The sequence below is a fragment of the Mucilaginibacter defluvii genome (assembly GCF_039543225.1).
Lineage (GTDB): Bacteria > Bacteroidota > Bacteroidia > Sphingobacteriales > Sphingobacteriaceae > Mucilaginibacter > Mucilaginibacter defluvii.
The window spans coordinates 1,699,834-1,717,982 of the sequence record NZ_BAABJI010000002.1 but is presented as its reverse complement, the minus strand read 5'-3'; the positions used below and the strand labels follow the sequence as shown (position 1 = coordinate 1,717,982).

Here is an 18,149-nt window from a genome sequence, read left to right as displayed (position 1 = left end):
AAGGTGAGGAGAAGGCACGATTTTCTCCTCATTAACGTATCTTACTTATCGTCCGCTAAAGCTAATAAGCCCTTTACATCTAATGCTTTGGTAAACATGGTAAGGTTGCCGTGCTCGTCAAGCGGCCATTGGTCGCGGGGGCGGTCCCAGTAAAGTTCTACACCATTTTTGTCGGGGTCATCCAGGTATATGGCTTCTGAAACGCCATGGTCTGACGCGCCGCTGATCGGATAACCAGCATCAAGCAATCGTTTTAAAATTACCGCCAGATCCTTACGCTCCGGATACAATATCGCGGTATGGAATAAACCGGCAGTGTGTTGCGGTGCAGGGCCGCCATCCTTACTATACCAGGTATTTAAACCGATGTGATGATGATACCCGCCTGCAGAAATAAATGCTGCCTGATCGCCGTACATGGTAACCAGTTCAAAGCCCAGCAAGCCAATATAAAAATCCATAGCGCGCTGCAGGTTGCTCACTTTTAAATGCACATGGCCTATGCGGGTTTGGGCGGGGATGGTGTAATTATCCATAATTATATATGTTTAAACATCAAATTTAAATATAAAGCCAACAGCATTGGTAATCAGTTTGTAAATATACTTAACGCTGTAGATGGCAGCTTGTATTTTAGCGCGGCTTTAGTTGTGTGTAAACACTTATGCCTATCTTTGCAGTTATGATCGTCAAATCAGCGGAATTTATTTGCAGCAATACACAAATATCCAAGCTACCACCACCGGTAAAGCCTGAGTACGCTTTTATCGGGCGTTCAAATGTGGGAAAGTCATCGCTCATTAATATGCTTACAGGCAAAAAGGGTTTGGCGAAAACCTCGCAAACACCGGGTAAAACGCAGCTGATCAATCATTTTCTAATTAATGACGATTGGTACCTGGTTGATTTGCCGGGTTATGGTTACGCCCGCATCTCTAAAAGCAAAAAAGAAGACTGGAATAAATTCATTCGCACCTATCTTGATAAGCGCGAAAGCCTGCAATGCGTTATGGTTTTGATTGACAGCCGTCTGGAACCGCAAAAGATCGATCTGGAATTTTGCAACTGGCTGGGCGAACATGGCCTGGCATTCGTGCTGATATTTACCAAGGCCGACAAACAATCCGCCATAAAAACGGATCAGAATGTAGCCAAGTTCCGCAAGGCTTTGATGGCCACTTTTGAGGAGGTTCCACAACATTTTATTACCTCGTCAGAAAGTCAGATTGGTAAAGACGAGGTTTTGGGCTTTGTTGACCAGATCAACCAAAACTTTGAAATACCGGAGTATAAGCAGTTTTAATTACGCCGCACCATACATGAAAAAATATTTATCCCTCGTTACGTTTACACATACCATATTCGCTATGCCGTTCGCGTTTATTGGCTTTTTTTTGGCGGTAACTACAACCAACCACCCTTTTGAGTGGCCAAAGCTATTGATGATGGTGCTGTGCATGGTGTTCGCCCGTAACTCCGCCATGGCCTTTAACCGTTACCTGGATAGGGATATTGATGCCAAAAACCCACGTACGCTACAGCGCGACATCCCGGCAGGCCGCATCAGCGCCCGAAACGCGCTTATTTTTACACTGGTGAATTGCACGCTATTCATCGGCACAACCTGGTTTATTAATCCACTGTGCTTTTACCTGTCGCCGGTTGCTTTGCTCGTGGTGCTGGGCTACAGTGCCACCAAGCGTTTTACGGCTTTATGCCATATGGTATTGGGCTTAGGCTTGTCTTTAGCACCAATCGGCGCTTACCTGGTAGTTACCGGTGAGTTCGATTTAACGCCGATCTTTTTTTCACTTTCTGTTTTTTGTTGGGTAAGTGGGTTTGATATTATTTACGCTTTACAGGATGAGGATTTTGACCGCAGCCAAAACCTGCATTCCATTCCGGCTTATCTGGGCAAGGTTAGGGCACTTAATCTGTCGACACTGCTGCACGTGTTTTCGGCCGTATTTATTGTAATGCCGGCTTTCGTTACGCATGTAGGTTTTTTATACTACATCGGTATCGCGTTTTTTTGTGCCATGTTGATCTACCAGCACCTGCTGGTAAAACCATCTGATTTAAGCCGTGTTAACTTCGCCTTCATGACCACCAACGGTATAGCCAGCGTGGTGTTTGCTGTGTTATTCTTGTTGGATAGGGTATGGATCAGGTAGATCAGCTTAAAGCATTCAGGCAGCATGTAGAAGGCTTTGTGGCTTTCGGTGATGATGAATGGCAAATTCTGACCGATCATCTAAGTTATATCGACCTGAAAAAGAAAGAATACTTTGTTGAAAAGGGCAAAGTATGTCAGCATTTTGGCTTTATAACTTCCGGCTCGGTTCGTTATTTCAGCGTGCGCGAAGATGGCGAGGAGATAACCAACTACTTTAGCTTTGCAAACGAGCTCACCAGCTCGTACAAAAGCTTTTTACGGCAGGAGCCAAGCTTTGTGTATATACAGGCGCTTGAAGATACCGCGCTGGTTTGCCTTAGCTACAGTAACATACAAAAGCTGCTTGAACACCCGCGCTTAAGCCATAAAATGGATCGTTTTGGGCGCCTGGTTGCGGAGTATTACCTCTGCTGCTATGAGGATAGGGTACAGGCGTTCATCACCCAATCGCCCGAGCAGCGTTACATTAAATTATTGCAGGAAGGGCAGGGGGTAATACAGCGTATCCCGCAGCATTATATTGCTAACTTTTTAGGCGTAACACCCGTATCCTTATCGCGCATCCGCAAGCGCATATTTACCACAACCCGCTGATTTATTATCTTTTGTTAACGATTTAAAATCATTAGCACAGGTAGCTTTGTATATAACAAAACCACAAAGCTATGCATACTATTTTAGGAGCGGGCGGGCCTGTCGCTAATGCGCTCACCCGCCAACTGATCGATCATAATCAAACCGTAAAACTGGTAAGCCGCCGCCCGTCGAAATTCAGCGGCAGTAACGTAAGCTGGCAGAAGGCTGATCTGCTTAACCGTGCCGAAGTATTGAATGCGGTTAAGGGTTCTGCCGTAATTTACTTATGCGCTGGTTTGGTGTACGATAAGGACATTTGGCGCGAGCAATGGCCCATCATTATACAAAATGTAATAGATGCCGTTAAAGAAACTCAGGCCCGCCTGATATTTTTTGATAACGTATACATGTACGGCCTGGTTAACGGCGCCATGACGGAAGATACGCCTTACAACCCAACAAGTGTTAAAGGTGAGGTACGCGCCAAAACAGCAACTACTTTAATGGATGAAGCCAAATCCGGTAATATAAGAGCTTCGATTTTAAGAGGCGCCGATTTTTATGGCGCCGAAAGCATGAACAGCTTTTTTGATATGATGGTGCTTGATAAATTCTCAAAAGGGCAAAAAGCCCAATGGATAGGTGACGCGCGTACCAAGCATACCTTTACTTATGTGCCCGATGCCGGCAAGGCCATGTACGTGTTAGGCCAAACACCCGAAAGTGATAACCAGATATGGCATGCACCATCGGCACCGGCTTTAACCGGTAAGCAGTTTATTGAGCTGGCCGCTGATGTGTTCGCGGTTGCGCCAAAGTTCTCAAGCATTAATAAAATGATGCTGTGGATGGTTGGCTTATTCAACAAAACCGTTATGGGTACGGTAGAAATGTATTACCAGTATGATCATGATTATATATTCGATTCTTCAAAATTTGAAAAGGCATTTAACATAAAGCCAACCGCTTATCGCGATGGCATTATACATTTATCGCAAACGCAATTTAAACGCTGAACCTTTTACGCACACATGATGTTCAATTGTATAACTTAGCATTTTAAAACGTTTACGTTATACCATGATACATAAAAAAACACGGAAATATATTCCCGCTGACCTTGAGATCAAGTGGGAGAACCTGGAACCTGTTTATAACGAATTAGTTGACCGTCCTATAAATTCAGTTGAAGAACTGGAGCAATGGCTGCGCGACCGCAGCGAACTTGAAGCGGCACTGGAAGAAGATTTCGCCTGGCGTTACATCCGCATGACCTGTGATACCACCAGCGAGGAGCTGTTGCAAAACTTTCAGTACTTCGCTACGGAGATAGAGCCTAAAACAGCGCCTTACAGTAATAAGCTGAATGAGAAGCTGGTTAACAGTGAATTTGTGAACGATCTGGACGATGATAAATATTTTATTTACCTGCGCGGCGTTCGTAAGGCGCTTGAATTGTTCAGGGAAGAGAATATTCCGCTGCAAACTGAGATACAGATAGAGCAACAAAAATACCAGGGCATAACCGGCTCCATGAGTGTGCATATCGGCGACAAGGAATTTACTCTGGAGCAGGCATCGGCCTTATTAAAGGGTACCGACCGCGTGCTGCGCCAGGAAGCCTGGGAAAAAATAACCGCCCGCCGTTTGCAGGACAAGGGAAAACTGGACGAGTTGTTTGATCATCTGCGCTCGTTAAGACATAAAGTGGCTTTGAATGCGGGTTTCGAGAATTTCAGGGATTATATGTTCCAGGCATTGGGCAGGTTTGATTACACGCCGCAGGATTGCTATGAGTTTCATGCCGCTATTGAAACCGAGATAGTACCCATTTTGCGTGAGCAGGCCGAAAAACGCAAGGAAGCTTTAGGTTTGGAAACCCTGAAACCATGGGACGTGGACGTAGATACATCGGGCAAAGCGCCGCTTAAACCGTTTAAAGATGGTGATGACCTGATTGAGAAGTCCATTCAGTGTTTCAGCAATATTAACCGCTACCTGGGCGAGCGCCTGGAGATCATGAAAGATAACGGCTTGTTTGATGTGGAAAGCCGTAAAGGCAAGGCTCCGGGCGGATATAACTATCCGCTGGCCGAAACCGGTGCGCCGTTCATCTTCATGAATTCGGCCAACACCTTTCGCGACCTGACGACTATGGTGCATGAGGGTGGCCACGCGGTGCATACCTTCCTGACGGCAGACCTGGAACTGAATGACTTTAAACATTGCCCTTCTGAAGTTGCCGAACTGGCTTCTATGTCCATGGAGCTGATATCCATGGATAACTGGACGGTGTATTTTGATAACGACAAGGACATGAAACGTGCCCGTCGCGATCAGTTGATTGACGTACTGAAAACCCTGCCTTGGGTAGCCGTGGTAGATCAGTTTCAGCATTGGATATATACCAACCCCGACCATACCGCCGAGCAGCGTCGCGAAGCATGGATACAGATATATGAGCCGTTTGGTGCCGGCTTTGTAGACTGGAGCGAGCACCCGGATGCCGAAGCCAACTTGTGGCAAAAACAACTGCATATTTTTGAGGTGCCGTTTTACTATATCGAGTACGGCATGGCCCAACTCGGCGCTATAGCGGTGTGGAAGAATTACAAGGAAAATCCTGAGAAGGGTTTACAGCAATACCTCGACGCTTTAAAATTGGGTTATACTAAAACTATCCGCGAGATATATGAAACGGCCGGTATCAAGTTCGATTTCAGCGCAAGCTACGTTAAAGAACTTGCGGAGTTTGTACGCAGCGAAATGGAAAAACTGTAGCAAATAGCAACAATTTTTAGCAGCCCGTACACAACATGTACGGGCTTTTTATTTGTAAAGATTGCGCAATGTTAAGTGGGTGTTAAATAAATTTTTTAATACGTTTATTTTGTTACTCAACTTATTGTAATACAGTTTTTTATGAATTTGTTCTGTAGCATAATAAACGGAATTTATTCATATAAATGTTACGTTGAAATGAAGTTAACTGTACTATATAATATACGCATTGGCATAGTTATGGCAATGTTTAGTGTATGAAAAAGATAGCATCATTTATACTCGGCATAATGGCTTTTAGCTTTGCAGCAAGTGCGCAGGAGTTAAAGCCGGTAAAAATTGATAGTGTTGTATCTGTCAACCTACCTGTTGAACATGAAGTTAAAGACACGTTAGGACAAAAAATATACTCAGGCAGTGGTTCATTAGGTTACATTGTTGTGATTCGCTCCGCTAACGGTAATGCCAAACCATTGAAAAAAGAAAAGGACCTGAATAACGTTTTTAAGGAATACATGACGAAAGTACAGGGCCAATCATCAGGTAGTGTGTTAAATGCACGCGATACCACTATTGGTAACCTTAAGGCCAAAGTATTCGGCTTGGAGGCGGATAATGGTAACGGTGTCGAAATAAGAGATTTCGCGGTAATTTATACCAAGGACGCTACCTATACTTTTGAGTACATGTATCCCGAAAGCCGTAAAGGTTTAGTAAAGGCCGAAAATCAGGCTTTCTTTAGTTCGATCAAAACATCTAACGAATTACAGCGAACTGACCAGTATGTGAATACCGAACCAAGTGGTGTTTCACAATCCGGAAAGATCGCTATTTACGGCGGTGGCGCGTTACTGTTAGGTATTATCGCTTTCTTTGTCTTCCGCAAACGCGAGCAAACCGCACTGTCATAAATTTTATATTACTCCCAAAGCAAAAGGACATGTTCTTAACGAACATGTCCTTTTTGTTATAGGTAAAGGGCATTTTTTAAATGCCGTCAGACTTTAATTTATTGATCAACTCGTTAAGGTCCATTTCAACAAATGATGTTGAATAATCTGACAAACCATAAGGAATGATCAGCTTATTGTTGTTCACAATTGATCCGCATGAGTAAATAACATTTGGTACATAACCCTCGCGTTCTTCGCTGTTAGGTATAATTAACGGCTCTTTTAAACGGCCAATCTCTACAGATGGATCATCAAGTTTTAACAAGCTGGCGCCTAAAACGTACCGGCGCATCGGGCCAACACCGTGGGTGATCATTATCCAGCCGTGTTCAGTTTCAATTGGTGAACCACAGTTGCCAATCTGTATAAACTCCCACGTAAAACGAGGCTCCTGTAGTAAAACCGGCTTTTCCCAGATGTTTATCTTATCCGAGTACATGATGTAGTTATTGCACCCATCAATACGCGATATCATGGCGTATTTGCCGTTAATCTTACGGGGAAATAATGCCAGGTTTTTGTTTTGCGCACCGTCACCATACAGCGGCATAATCCGGAAGTTGTAAAAATCAGTAGTTTGCAGCAGCTTAGGCATAATCAGCGCACCATCGTAAGCTGTATAGGTAGCGTAATAGGTGGTACTACCGTCGTCATCAGTAAATTTTACAAAACGCGCGTCTTCAATACCCTTGCGTTCATACTCTGATATCGGGAAGATTACCCGGTCAGATATATCTGTATCTAAAGAGAATACAATTTCGTAATATGAATCAGCCAGCCAAAGTATCTTATCATATTCTAATTTGTACGAATCATCTTCCTGTAATTTTTGCGAATCCAGGATGATGCGCCTCAAATTCGAATATTCAAAATGATGATCGAGCTTTGATTCCAGTTCCTTTAATATATCAACATTGATCTGCGTGGCAACGGCTTTGTCGAAAAACAGCTTTTTGTTATATACCGCATTACGTACAATTTCGGCCTCATCAATATAGTTGCCGGCAGGTAGTACCGTAATATTATTATTCTTATCAAACAATGCCCTGCGGAAGGTTATCGACGAGATATGGCCTTCACCAACCGCCCTGAAACTCATAATAACGCGGCGCTCGCCCTCTTCAAGTTCGGTTTGGTCCGGATCGTCAACAATGGATGGATTGAAAAACGCTGCCGACTCAATGGAATATTCATGCGTAAAATATGAACCTATCAACAACTTTCGGTAAACAGACAAGGAGTCGAAATCAATTCCAAGCTCTTCAAACAATGGTTTTAATTTGCTGCAATGGCGATTAAGAACACGTGTTATATTACGGTGACGTTTAGAGTACTCCTGCAATATGGGCGATACAATGCCAAAGGCAGCATCTTCACTAATCACCATCACTTTTTGTATCACCTGCTTGGCTCGCTCGTTGCCATTGAAAAAAAATCGGGCTATTACGCGCTTCGAATCCGGGTTTACTCGTATTGGTTTGCGTACAATAGGAAGTCTCATATATAATAGATAAGTTTTATCACTAACAGCTATACAGGGAATTTGATTGCTCTATTTTCTTTGTTTTTTTATCCTTAAGGCAAAAAAATCACCTAATACCACTAAACACAATTTGTATTGCGATTAGTTTATTTTTTTTAGAAAAAATGGTATAGTGAGCCGTGAGTGGTGAGTTGTGAGCTAATCTTTGTGTGTTGGTTGCCAAACTCTCACTACTCACCTTTTACTACTTACTATCTAGATCATCTTATTTCGTTTGACGAGATAAGCTTTGAGTACTTCATTATAACCGGCACCAATGTTGGCATCAACCAAATCAATGTTGTATTGAGCGCACTTAAGCTGCAATTGATGGCGATAGTGTTGTAAGGATGCACGGTATGCCTCGCGGACGCGATTAGGTTGTACTTTGATTTCATCTCCGCTTTCCATGTCGATAAAATGGTGCGGCCGGTTATCAAAGTCGAAATCGAGCTCGTGCTTTTTATCGGTTACGTTGAAAATAATTACCTCGTGTTTAGCAAATTTGAGATGCTGGATGGCCGCGAAAAGTGAGTTTAATTTTTGCTCATCCATATTATTTTCGAGCATGTCGCTAAATACAATGATTAACGATCGTTGGTGTACTTCGGCTGCTATATGGTGCAGTACGTTTGCGATGTCAGTAGTTGTATTTAAGCGGGTGTTTTGATATGCTGTTTCAAGTTCGGCAAATAAGTAAAACAAGTGCTTTCCTGTAGAACGGGCCGCACTTAAAAAGTCAATCCGGTTTGAAAAGGTGCATAATCCAAAGGCATCGCGTTGTTTTTTAAAAAGATACATGAGCGATGCGACAGCGTATACCGAAAACTGCATTTTGCTCAGTCCCTTTTCCGGATAGTTCATGGATGATGAACCATCAAGCAGCAGATAGGCGCGTAAGTTTGTTTCTTCCTCAAATTGCTTAACAAACAATTTATCGGTACGGGCCAGCAACTTCCAGTCGATATTTTTAACGGATTCGCCATTGTTGTATAAGCGATGCTCGGCAAACTCAACCGAAAAACCATGAAACGGGCTTTGGTGCAAACCGGTAATAAATCCTTCAACCACCTGGCGGGCCAGTAACTCCAGGTTAGCCAGTTGCCTGATGTGCTGATCGTTTTGCAATGTTGCCATAATACTAAAGTAGTTATTTAATTACTAAAACGGCGGCATGTCGCATATCACCCTATATTATGACGCTTACACCGCCTGCAACTTAACGGCCTGATTGTTAAATTTGATATGAAACCAGACGCGACCTATGGAAGTTCATGTTTATAACTTACCTGACGATATAGAATGCTTTTACCTGTCGGCTTGTACCCAGCCCGGTATTCCGGCTACGTTTGCAAAGTTGGAGCAATTATGCGGCGGCTTTACCGGTAGGCGGGTATTCGGAATAAGCGGATGCAATAACGGCGAATTTTACTATTACGCCTGCGCTACCCCTATGTTCGAAAAGGAGCCCATGGTTTTAAACCTGCCAACGTTGGTTATTACGCAAAGCCGGTATTTATGTACTACGCTAAGCAACTGGCAGGTAAATGTTAAGTATATTCCAAAAATAATCGACCGGCTTTTCGAACATCCGCAAGCGTTAAAGGGCGGCGTTTGTGTTGAAGACTACTGCTCGGATATGGATATGCGCATTTTGGTAGAGCACATTTAAAAAGATACGGGCATAAAAAAAGCGGCACATACGCGCCGCTATTTTTATATTAAAACTTCAGGAGGATTATACCTGAGCGTTTAATTTATTAGCTAAAATTGATTTTGGCACAGCGCCGATTTGCTTATCTACAATCTCGCCGTTTTTAAAGAACAGCAGCGCTGGTATATTACGGATGCCGAACTTCATTGAAATACTGGGATTGTTATCAACGTTTACCTTACCTACAACGGCTTTGCCATCGTACTCTTTGGCTAACTCCTCAACTACCGGGCCTACCATGCGACAAGGGCCGCACCACTCTGCCCAAAAATCAACTAATACCGGTTTATCTGATTTTAATACAAGTTCTTCGAAGTTTGCATCGGTTATTTCTAAAGCCATGATTTTTCTTCCTTTTTAATTTTGTTATACAAATATATACTAATCAAATTGCTTGCCACAAGTAGGGTGCTGACATTGTGACAATCAGATTATCTATACCTGCCAGCCTAACTTTAGGGTGACGCTAAAGGTAAAGTTTTATGCCAAAAGGGCGTAAAGTATTTATTAACATGTTGGTTAGTTATAACTATTTGCTTTGTTCGTGTTTGAGATTAAACTTTGTAAGCTTACGATCTGTAACGTAAAAACGCCCTCTCCTCAAGGAGAGGGCCGGGGTTGAGGTTTTTATTACCTTTACTGCATGCCTGAAACATTGGAACTACCTTTATCTATACCCGTACCCGAAACTCAACATGAAACTGAACAATTCCTGAACCGGTTGCTGAGCATACCGGAAAACCACACGTTAATGTGCAATCGCCTGGAGCGCTATCACTGGGGGATGGGTACCAGTCCGGAAGTTAAGGCGTTTACCATTGAATTGGTTAGGCCTGCGGCAAACGGTTTATCCGGCTCATTCAGGTGCCGGTTCAGAGTGAATTATAGTTTTACCTGCTCAGGTATTGAAAGCGGCGAGAACAATACTATCAGTTGGGATTACTACATCGATCAAAACCAGGGTACTATATTTCTGCAAGGCGAAACGCCGCTGACGCGCGACAGTGACGATATCTAAAGCGCTTTTTTCCTTAATAACGCATTTTGCCATTTATGAGAATGTAAAAACTGCTTGCTGTCAATCCAGCTTAGCCACAGTACGGTAACAATCACCCCGGTAACCGAACCAGCCACTACGTCCTCAAAAAAATGTTCGCTGAGATACATGCGGGAATAACCAGCAAACACGGCTAAAAGCAGCAAAGCGATGCCCCAGGCTTTTTGCCTCAGAAAATAGCAAAGCACTACAGCGGTTGAAAAAGCGGTGACCGAATGGCCCGAAGGGAAGCTGTGCAATGTATAAATGTTTACATCCTTTACAAAGTGTATACCCTCTAACCGGGTCGAGAAATAAAGCTTGGGGCGGGGCGCATCAAAGGCGAACTTGAGCACCTGGGCTATGAGCGATGATAACGCATAACTTGTAGCCAATAAAAACGCTTTGCGGTAGCTGAAAAATAATAAAAGCACAATAGCAATCGCGATGGTAAACAAGCCATCGCCTATGTTGGTATAATAGCGAAAAAACAGGTCGGCGGCTTCGTTATAGCGGCTATTTACAGCGAAATATATTTCCTCGCGCGTATAAACGAGTTTAATGGTCAGGCAGATGACCAAAAACAGCAGGTACAGGACGAAGAAAACGTTGATACGGTTAAGCACACTTTTTATTCCTGTATTCATGAGTGCAAATTAAACCTTATACAGCGGCTATGCAAAAAAATGGTTATGTTTGGTGTTGATTGGCCCTTATAAAGCATTTAATAAATGTCGAAAAGTATATTTCGTAAAAAATCCGTTTCAAAAATTTTAGCCGATGTTGAAAGCGGTTTCAGCGACAGTGAACATTCCGGCGGTTCAACCCATCTCACCAAAGCACTTAAAGTAAAAGATCTTACCCTGATGGGTATTGCGGCGGTAATAGGCGCAGGCATATTCAGTACAATCGGTGAAGCATCTTTTCATGGCGGTCCGGGGGTGAGTATACTTTTTGTAATTACGGCCATTACCTGCGGTTTTTCGGCATTATGTTATGCCGAATTTGCCTCGCGCATACCGGTTGCAGGTAGCGCTTATACTTATGCCTATGCTTCGTTTGGCGAACTGATCGCCTGGATAATCGGTTGGGATTTATTGATGGAGTACGCCATCGGTAATATTGCCGTAGCCATATCATGGAGTACCTACTTTGTTAATTTGCTCGAAGGGTTCAATATTCACATTCCATCATACCTCACGATGGATTATTACACCGCCCTCAAAGCGCATGAGGATATTGAAAAACTCACAGCAGGCGGCAACGTTGCCGATATAACGGATAAAATGCGTAATGCTGCTGCTGCATTTGTTAACGCCCCAGGTGCCGGTAACTTTAAGCTGATCGCTAACATTCCGGCATTGCTTATTGTAGTAGCGATAACTTACCTGGTTTACATCGGTATTCGTGAAACCAAAAAGGTTACTAACGGTATGGTGATGCTTAAGATTGCGGTGGTTATATTCGTGATATTGTTAGGCTTTTTCTACGTAACGCCGGCCAACTGGAGCCCCTTTATGCCGAATGGTTTTAGTGGTGTGATGAAGGGTGTTTCGGGCGTGTTTTTCGCTTATATCGGGTTTGATGCTATATCAACAACTGCGGAAGAATGTACCAACCCGCAGCGTGATTTACCTCGCGGGATGATCTATTCACTGATTATTTGTACCGTACTGTACGTGCTGATTGCCCTCGTGCTAACGGGTATGGTAAGCTACAAAGATTTACAGGTTGGCGATCCGCTGGCGTTTGTATTTGCTAAGGTTGGGTTAACTAAAATAAGTTATGTCATATCTGTCAGCGCGGTTATTGCAACGGCAAGCGTATTATTGATATTTCAGTTAGGGCAGCCACGCATATGGATGAGCATGAGCCGCGACGGATTGTTGCCTAAAGCATTCTCACGCATCCATCCTAAATTTAAAACGCCTTCATTCGCTACAATAGTTACCGGCTTTGTAGTGGCTATACCGGCTCTATTTATGAACCTTACCGAGGTGACTGACCTAACCAGTATCGGTACCCTATTTGCCTTCGTGCTGGTGTGCGGTGGTGTATTGCTGTTGCCGCGTGAAGCAGCTGTGCAGGGACGTTTTAAACTACCATACATTAACGGTAAATTTATTGTGCCTGCCTTGTTTATCGGCGCGGTTATCGGTTTTCACCGGCCTGTTTTGGAGCTGCTGTCGGGCGAGAACGTGCATGAGCGTTTCCCGCTTATCCTGTTCATCATTGTAAGCGCCGGTATAGCGGTTGTATCTTTTATTAAAAATCTGTCGCTTATACCGGTGTTAGGTCTGCTAAGCTGTTTATACCTGATGACAGAGCTGGGCTACATCAACTGGCTGCGCTTTTTAGCCTGGCTGGTTATCGGTTTGGTTATCTACTTTACCTACAGCTATAAAAACAGTAAGTTAGGTAAGGATAATGGTATTCAACTGCCGGATAACAAAACGCTTTAAGCACTTAATATTTGCTGATATAGCTTATAGTAATCGCTAACCATCTTATCGCACGAAAATTGAGAGGATGCCCACTGATAGCATTCGTTTCTATTGATTTTCGGTAGCTGTGCTACAGCTTCCATGGCTTCGTCAACATTGTTTACCAGGTAACCGGTTTCCTGATGCTTAATTAATTCCGGCATCGAGCCACGGTTAAAAGCAATAACCGGTGTGCCGCACAGCATAGCCTCTGCTACGCTCATGCCAAACGGTTCGTCAAAATTAATTGGGTGCAATAGGGCCGAAGCTTTGCCTAACAATTCCTTGCGTTTATCCGGGCCCGCATGTCCAACGTATTGTATCTGATCGTTTAAATGCGGCTCCACTTTTTCCTTGTAATAACCTTCATCCTGGATAATGCCCGCTATCAGCAATTTTTTACCGGTACGTTTGGCTATCTCGATGGACTCAGCGGTACCCTTATGATGATGTATACGGCCAAAATAGATCAGGTAATCTTCTGGCTCAATATTGAAAGAAAAATCCTTCACATCCAATCCGTTATACACTGTGGCAAAATATTCCAGTTCTGAGCTCCTGTCCGAGTTGCTGATGGATACGTAATGCCCCCGTGAATTATACTTTTTATATACAGGTATTATCTTTTCAGATGAAAAACCGTGTATAGTAGTGATTAGCGGTGTATCAATTAAGCCCGAATAGGTAAGCGGTAAAAAGTCAAAGTTGTTATGGATCAGGTCAAACTCGCCTGCCTTTTCCATCAGGTTACTAATGTGCAGGCATTCCAGCACCTTGGCATCCTGGCTGCGGTCTTCCTCGTAGCCTTGCTCACAAACAGCTTCGAGCTTACCGGCGGTAATGGAATCGCCGGTAGCAAAAAGTGTAACGTCAACGCCCAGTTTTACCATGCCTTCGGCAATGTTTGATGCCACCTGCTCCCAGGGCCCGTAATGCCTGGGCGGTGTACGCCAGGCTACCGGTGCTAATACGGCTACCTTCATTTAGCAGATCTCGATACTGTGGCCAAACTTGTTGTACTCGTATTCCAGCTCAAAGGCTTTTAATACCGTAAGGTGCGATATCATGTAAGCTAATGTGCTTTCAGCACCCTGGTTACGGTTAATACCGGTTGGCAATAAGCCGTCGCAGCAGCCTTTGGTTTCATAATCATAAAGCGGTGCGCGCAACGTGTTTTCTCCCAGGAACCATTTATAACTCAGGAACATTTTCTCGATATACTCCGGCGTGCGGAATATTTTGTAAGCCTGGAAATGCATCAGCACCATCGCCATGGTTTCAATAGCCTGCTGATCGTAAACCGGGAAAGTACCGCCACGGTAATACCATCCGTCATTACCCACCGGACTTAAGTATCCGTTTGAAAGCGTCAGCTTGTCCAGGAATGCCATTGATTTAAGCGCGATCTGGCGCACTTCTTCGTTTCCTGTAATTTCGCAAGAGTGAAGCAGCGCTAAAGGCAATATGGCATTATCATAGGTCATGCCTTCTTCAAACCATTGCCAGTCGTCGGTTGCGCTGTCGTTAAACGCGTCAACCAGTGGTTGGGTAAGCCGGTTAAGCTCCTGCACCATGCCCTCATCAGTAGGCACAGCCTGCAGGTATAAACTTATACCAATGATGGTATTGGCCATGCCGCGCAAATAACGCAGGTTTTTAAAGTGCGGGAACGATTTTTGGAAAAGCTCCAGTGCAAACTCACGGTATGAATTGCTTGCCGCGCAACCAATTAAATGACCCAAAGCCCAGATGGTACGCCCAAATGAATCCTCAGAGCCTATCTCATCCAGGTAACGCCTGTCAAAGCTCAGGAAGTTGCGGAAGTTGCCATCATCCGTTTGCATGTAGTGAATATAGCTCAGGTAAACAGGCAGCAGGTCAAACGCCTCCTGGCTTTTGTTACGCTGATAAGCCATAATAGCCATAATTAACGCGCGGGCGTTATCATCAAGACAATAACCTTCTTTCAGGTTAGGGATACCATACTTGGCATGTTGCACAATACCTGTATCATCAGTTAAACGCAATATGTGCGCCAGGCTGAAGTTTGGTAATATCTCCGGATCAACAATGCTGTTTTTTAATATTTTATCACTAAAATCGTGGCTAATGCAGGCTTCCTGAGCCACCTTGATAAATTCAGCGCCGATAGCGGGATAACGCAGGTGTAATCCATATTGATAAGCGTTCTGTTTTAATTCGTTAAGAGCGTTGTCGTTATCAAGCAGTTCGATCACGATGTCTGAAAGTGCATCATGATTTTTAAAGTCGAACAAACGGCCCCGATTATGAGCCAGTAGTTCCTGCGCGTGCCAGTAAGGTGTTGATACTACGGCCGCGCCTGAACCAACAGCGTACGATAAAGTACCGCTGGTAATTTGCGCCTCGTTTAAATACGGCGTAACATAAACCTCACAGGCGGTAAGGTAGTTGATCAGTTCCTCTTCGGAAACAAATTTATTAATAAAAGCCAGGTTTTTGGCTACGCCTAATTGTGAAGCAAGGCTTTTTAATGAGTCGCGATACTCTTCCCCTGAATTTTTCAATACTCCTGGATGCGTGTTCCCTAAAATTACATACATCACGTCCGGATGCTTTTCAACTATTTTAGGTAGTGCTTTTATAACGGTTTCTAAACCTTTGTTGCGGCTCAATAGGCCGAATGTAAGTAATACACGGTGGTTTTTAAACGAAGAAAGGCTCTTAACCGGGTTATCTACAGGCGCTTCCAGATCAGGCACACCGTGTTCTATAATTTGTATCTTTTCTTCGGGAATATCATATATCTCTGTCAGAAACTCAACCGCGCGCTGGCTCATCACCACAACTTTTGATGATTGCTCTGCAATTTCACGAATGATGATGCGCTGCACATAACTGGGCTCCTTAAGCACAGTGTGTAATATCGAGATCAGGGGTTTTTCTAACCTGTTGATCAATGGGAGGATGTAGATGCCGCTTTCGCCGCCATATATGCCAAATTCATGTTCGAGGATGCAGGCGTCAACCGTACTGGTATTAATATAATTCGCCGCGCGGATATAATCCTTTTGGTTATTTTGACGTACTACATATTTTACTTCTTCCGGATACTCATATTCTTCAATATCCGACGAGTCGTTCAGGGCTACTACATAACCACCATCCGAGGGTTTTTTCCTTTCCGGGAAATTGGCGTTTATGGCGCGCATCAGATTTTGGTTAAACGTAGCTATACCGCACTCTCTGGGTGGATAGGTAGATATATAGGCGATCTTCATTGATATATATGTTTACTTTTTATTTTTAGTTAAATGTGCTTTTGATACAATGTGTCTGGCAGAACGGCCGAAAAAAAGGACACGAGATCATCAAAAAAGTGCGCTGAAAAGCTTTAAAGCCCATTATGATGTCAGCAAGCACTATGTTGCACAAAGCATACCAAAGGGCATGCATTTAATTAAAATTTAATAGTAAACAAGTTTTTATCAATTAGGTTTATAAAAAACCTGTGAAAAATGAAGTGAATTTAAAAGCTTATGTGTAATGCTCGATCGCTTCATTTATAACGGCACAAGCATCTTTAACTTCATCGTGTGTTATAATCAGCGGCGGCGCTATGCGCATCGAGTTGGAGCAGTGCAGAAACCAGTCGGTTATTATACCGTTTTGTATGCAGCGGTCAATTATTTTTTTAACCAGCTCAAAGCTTTCAAATTCCGCGGCCAGCATTAACCCCTTACCGCGCACTTGTTTTATAGCGGGATGTACCAGCAGTGCTTTAAATAATTGTTCTTTTTCGGCCACTTGCGCGGCTAAATCTTCGTCGAGCAGCACCTCAAGCGCTGCCAACCCGGCGGCGCAGCTTACCGGATGACCGCCAAATGTGGTGATATGCCCAAGGATAGGGTTGTCCTTAAATGCACCCATTGTTTCGCGCGAAGATATAAAGGCACCTATTGGCATACCACCGCCCAGCGCTTTGGCCAGCAATAGTATATCCGGCTCGATGCCGTAATGCTCAAAAGCGAAGAGTTTGCCTGTGCGCCCCATACCGGCCTGTATCTCATCCAGAATCAAAAGCGTGCCTGTTTTATCGCATTGATGGCGCAAAGCTTGCATGTATTGTATCTCTGGCACACGTACACCGGCTTCGCCCTGTAAGGTTTCAACAATAACGCAGGCGGTTTTATCGGTGATTTTTTGCAGATCAGGCAACCTGTCAAACTCAATAAAATTTACATCTGGAAGCAGCGGGCCGTAACCACGTTTAAACTCAGCGCTACCCATAACGCTTAACGCGCCATGTGTACTGCCGTGGTAAGAGTTGTAGCAGGCAATAATTTCTGACCGGCCGGTATAGCGCTTGGCAAGCTTTAGCGCCCCCTCAACCGCTTCGGCACCTGAATTTACAAAGTAAACGCTCTCCAGGCGTTCGGGTAAAACGGATATCAGTTTCTCGGCAAAACGTACCTGTGGCGTTTGAACATATTCGCCGTATACCATTAGGTGCATATATTTATCAACCTGGTTTTTAATAGCTTCCACCACACGCGGGTGACGGTGACCGATGCTGCTTACACCTATGCCCGATATCAGATCCATATAGGCTTTGCCTTCCGCATCGTACATATATACACCCTCGGCACGCTCGAATTCCAACAGCAGCGGGAAGTCGGTAGTTTGAGCATTATGCAAAAGAAATAGCTGGCGAAGCGTAGGCATAGCAGATTGTTTTACTGATTTTGTTTTGCAAAGATATAGATCAACGATGATTTACGTTGTAAGGGAGATGTAAAGTAATCTATCTTGACTTTCTTTTGGTAATTACCTGACGGTATGCAATTACCTATCGTAGATTTAGTAAGAGTATCGTCAACCACGTCATTGCGAGGAACGAAGCAATCCCCTGGCGATTTATCTTATAGA

Annotated in this window: 17 protein-coding genes; 9 read left to right on the top strand and 8 right to left on the bottom strand. The window is 43.9% G+C overall.

Going from position 1 to position 18,149, the window contains the following annotated elements:
- Positions 1–41 precede the first annotated feature (41 nt).
- Positions 42–536 (bottom strand): VOC family protein, encoded by a 495-nt coding sequence (locus tag ABD960_RS13815; RefSeq protein ID WP_345331744.1) that lies wholly within the window; start codon positions 534–536, stop codon positions 42–44.
- A 146-nt stretch (positions 537–682) separates the two neighbouring features.
- On the opposite strand from ABD960_RS13815, the gene yihA reads away from it, so the two are divergent.
- From yihA to ABD960_RS13785, 6 genes are all read left to right on the top strand, one after another.
- Complete coding sequence (yihA, locus tag ABD960_RS13810) at positions 683–1,303, top strand: ribosome biogenesis GTP-binding protein YihA/YsxC (protein WP_345331743.1); 621 nt, start codon at positions 683–685, stop codon at positions 1,301–1,303.
- 16 nt (positions 1,304–1,319) lie between these two features.
- The gene (locus tag ABD960_RS13805) at positions 1,320–2,174 is read left to right on the top strand and encodes a UbiA-like polyprenyltransferase (protein ID WP_345331742.1); all 855 of its coding nucleotides are present in this window, start codon (positions 1,320–1,322) and stop codon (positions 2,172–2,174) included.
- Positions 2,162–2,770 carry a Crp/Fnr family transcriptional regulator gene (locus tag ABD960_RS13800; protein WP_345331741.1) on the top strand — a complete coding sequence of 203 codons (609 nt, stop codon included), beginning with the start codon at positions 2,162–2,164 and terminating at the stop codon, positions 2,768–2,770. Before ABD960_RS13805 ends, ABD960_RS13800 begins: the two co-directional genes overlap by 13 nt.
- 71 nt (positions 2,771–2,841) lie before the next feature.
- On the top strand, positions 2,842–3,768 hold the full coding sequence (locus tag ABD960_RS13795; RefSeq protein ID WP_345331740.1) for an NAD-dependent epimerase/dehydratase family protein: 927 nt from the start codon (positions 2,842–2,844) through the stop codon (positions 3,766–3,768).
- A 64-nt stretch (positions 3,769–3,832) separates the two neighbouring features.
- Positions 3,833–5,533 carry a M3 family oligoendopeptidase gene (locus ABD960_RS13790; protein WP_345331739.1) on the top strand — a complete coding sequence of 567 codons (1,701 nt, stop codon included), beginning with the start codon at positions 3,833–3,835 and terminating at the stop codon, positions 5,531–5,533.
- Positions 5,534–5,790: 257 nt separating this feature from the next.
- The gene (locus tag ABD960_RS13785; RefSeq protein WP_345331738.1) at positions 5,791–6,444 is read left to right on the top strand and encodes a hypothetical protein; all 654 of its coding nucleotides are present in this window, start codon (positions 5,791–5,793) and stop codon (positions 6,442–6,444) included.
- A gap of 76 nt (positions 6,445–6,520) precedes the next feature.
- Here the strand turns inward: ABD960_RS13785 and ABD960_RS13780 are convergent, their stop codons facing one another.
- Both ABD960_RS13780 and ABD960_RS13775 read right to left on the bottom strand, forming a co-directional pair.
- Positions 6,521–7,987 (bottom strand): glycoside hydrolase family 130 protein, encoded by a 1,467-nt coding sequence (locus tag ABD960_RS13780; protein ID WP_345331737.1) that lies wholly within the window; start codon positions 7,985–7,987, stop codon positions 6,521–6,523.
- Between the two features lie 237 nt (positions 7,988–8,224).
- The gene (locus ABD960_RS13775) at positions 8,225–9,145 is read right to left on the bottom strand and encodes a DUF58 domain-containing protein (protein WP_345331736.1); all 921 of its coding nucleotides are present in this window, start codon (positions 9,143–9,145) and stop codon (positions 8,225–8,227) included.
- 127 nt (positions 9,146–9,272) lie between these two features.
- Here ABD960_RS13775 and ABD960_RS13770 point away from each other — a divergent pair, with 127 nt between their 5' ends.
- Positions 9,273–9,680, top strand: a complete 408-nt coding sequence (locus ABD960_RS13770) for a hypothetical protein (RefSeq protein WP_345331735.1) — start codon at positions 9,273–9,275, stop codon at positions 9,678–9,680.
- A gap of 66 nt (positions 9,681–9,746) precedes the next feature.
- Here ABD960_RS13770 and trxA read toward each other — a convergent pair whose 3' ends face one another.
- Positions 9,747–10,064 (bottom strand): thioredoxin, encoded by a 318-nt coding sequence (gene trxA, locus ABD960_RS13765; protein WP_345331734.1) that lies wholly within the window; start codon positions 10,062–10,064, stop codon positions 9,747–9,749.
- 301 nt (positions 10,065–10,365) lie between these two features.
- On the opposite strand from trxA, the gene ABD960_RS13760 reads away from it, so the two are divergent.
- Positions 10,366–10,740 (top strand): hypothetical protein, encoded by a 375-nt coding sequence (locus ABD960_RS13760; protein WP_345331733.1) that lies wholly within the window; start codon positions 10,366–10,368, stop codon positions 10,738–10,740.
- Here the strand turns inward: ABD960_RS13760 and ABD960_RS13755 are convergent.
- On the bottom strand, positions 10,737–11,405 hold the full coding sequence (locus tag ABD960_RS13755) for a phosphatase PAP2 family protein (RefSeq protein ID WP_345331732.1): 669 nt from the start codon (positions 11,403–11,405) through the stop codon (positions 10,737–10,739). The genes ABD960_RS13760 and ABD960_RS13755 overlap by 4 nt on opposite strands.
- Positions 11,406–11,489: 84 nt before the next feature.
- Here ABD960_RS13755 and ABD960_RS13750 point away from each other — a divergent pair, with 84 nt between their 5' ends.
- Positions 11,490–13,220, top strand: a complete 1,731-nt coding sequence (locus ABD960_RS13750) for an amino acid permease (RefSeq protein WP_345331731.1) — start codon at positions 11,490–11,492, stop codon at positions 13,218–13,220.
- On the opposite strand, the gene ABD960_RS13745 is transcribed toward ABD960_RS13750, so the two are convergent.
- The 3 genes from ABD960_RS13745 to ABD960_RS13735 all read right to left on the bottom strand — a co-directional run bounded on the left by ABD960_RS13745 (position 13,217) and on the right by ABD960_RS13735 (position 17,945).
- Positions 13,217–14,224, bottom strand: a complete 1,008-nt coding sequence (locus tag ABD960_RS13745; protein WP_345331730.1) for a glycosyltransferase family 4 protein — start codon at positions 14,222–14,224, stop codon at positions 13,217–13,219. The two genes, ABD960_RS13750 and ABD960_RS13745, sit on opposite strands and share 4 nt — an antisense overlap.
- Positions 14,225–16,501, bottom strand: coding sequence for a glycosyltransferase family 4 protein (locus ABD960_RS13740; protein WP_345331729.1), 2,277 nt, complete (start codon positions 16,499–16,501; stop codon positions 14,225–14,227).
- A gap of 256 nt (positions 16,502–16,757) precedes the next feature.
- Complete coding sequence (locus ABD960_RS13735) at positions 16,758–17,945, bottom strand: aspartate aminotransferase family protein (RefSeq protein ID WP_345331728.1); 1,188 nt, start codon at positions 17,943–17,945, stop codon at positions 16,758–16,760.
- Between the last annotated feature and the right edge of the window lie 204 nt (positions 17,946–18,149).